Source organism: Acidovorax delafieldii 2AN (assembly GCF_000175235.1).
Lineage (GTDB): Bacteria > Pseudomonadota > Gammaproteobacteria > Burkholderiales > Burkholderiaceae_C > Acidovorax > Acidovorax delafieldii_B.
The window spans coordinates 1-1,662 of sequence record NZ_ACQT01000464.1 but is presented as its reverse complement, the minus strand read 5'-3'; the positions used below and the strand labels follow the sequence as shown (position 1 = coordinate 1,662).

The 1,662-nt window shown below is 67.5% G+C and carries 1 protein-coding gene; it reads left to right on the top strand.

Annotated features, from left to right (window positions below; genetic code table 11):
• Window positions 1–80: 80 nt before the first annotated feature.
• A partial coding sequence (locus tag ACDELDRAFT_RS22250; protein WP_005801021.1) for a methyl-accepting chemotaxis protein occupies window positions 81–1,662 on the top strand: 1,582 nt, incomplete at its 3' end.

Sequence of the window (1,662 nt, the reverse complement as noted above, 5' to 3'; positions counted from 1 at the left end):
CTGCCGGCCGCCCCCACCGCTTAGCCCGCGCCCCAGGCGCTCGGCCCCCCGCAACACGCAATCCAGCTCCTGAAAAAACCATGAAAAACCTGAAAATCGGCACACGCCTCGGAGGAGGCTTTGCACTTGTTCTGGCCCTGATGGTCCTGATGACCCTCTTCGGTCTCTGGCGCCTGCAGACCGTGGCCCAGGCCACCAACGACATGACCCAGCAGCCCCTGGCCATGGAACGCATGATCAGCGACTGGTACCGCTACGTCTACAGCGGCGCCCGGCGCACCACGGCCATCGTCAAGAGCACCGACCCCTCGCTGGCGGGCTTCTTTGCCGAAGACGCCGCCATGTCCACCCGTGAATCGGGCAAGCTGCAGGACCGCATCGAACCCCTGCTCTCGAACCCCGCGGAAAAGGAACTGTGGGTCACGATCAAGAAGGCCCGCGTCACCTACCTCTCTTCGCGCGACCAGGCGGTGAAGGCCAAGGCCGACGGCCAGCTCGAAGAGGCCGAGCGCACCCTCACGCAGGTCTACCTGCCGGCGGCCGAGAAATACATGGCGCTGATCCAGCAGCTGCTCGACCTGCAGCGCGCCAGCATCGACGCCACCGCCAAGGACATCCAGGGCGTCTATGCCGAAAGCCGCATGTGGCTGATGCTGCTGTGCGTGCTGGCCGTGGCGGTGGGCGGCGTGTGCGCCTGGTGGCTCACGCACGGAATCACGCGTCCCCTGTCCGAAGCCGTGCGCGTGGCGCGCGCCGTGGCCGACAACGACCTGACCACCACCGTGGAGGTCCATTCGCGTGACGAAACGGGTCAGCTCATGGAAGCGCTCCAGCACATGAACACCAGCCTGGCCCAGGTGGTGGGCCGCGTGCGCGCGGGCACCGAGGGCATCGCCACGGCATCGAACCAGATCGATGCAGGCAACCAGGACCTCTCGTCGCGCACCGAGCAGCAGGCCAGCTCGCTGGAGGAAACCGCCGCCTCGATGGAGGAGCTGACCAGCACCGTGCGCCAGAACGCCGACAACGCCCGCCAGGCCAACCAGCTGGCCTCGTCGGCATCGCAGGTGGCCATGCAGGGCGGCCAGGTGGTGGCCCACGTGGTGGACACCATGAGTGCCATCAATGCATCGTCGCGCAAGATCGCCGACATCATCGGCGTGATCGACGGCATTGCCTTCCAGACCAACATCCTGGCGCTCAACGCTGCGGTGGAAGCCGCCCGCGCAGGCGAGCAGGGCCGGGGCTTTGCCGTGGTGGCATCGGAAGTGCGCAGCCTCGCGCAGCGCTCGGCCGCTGCCGCCAAGGACATCAAGACACTGATCGACAACTCGGTGGGCAAGGTGGACGAAGGCACCCAGCAGGTGGCCGAGGCCGGCAAGACGATGGATGCCATCGTGGACAGCGTCAAGCGCGTGACGGACATCATGGCCGAGATCGCTGCCGCCAGCCAGGAGCAAAGCTCGGGCATCGACCAGGTGCACCAGGCCATCTCGCAGATGGACCAGGTGACGCAGCAGAACGCGGCCCTGGTCGAGGAAGCCGCTGCTGCCACGGGCTCGCTCAAGGCCCAGGCAGCGCAACTGGCGCAGGCGGTGAGCGTGTTCCGCATCGCCGGGCAGCCCGCCTTGCGCGCCGCAGCCCCGCAACCCGCCGCACCCC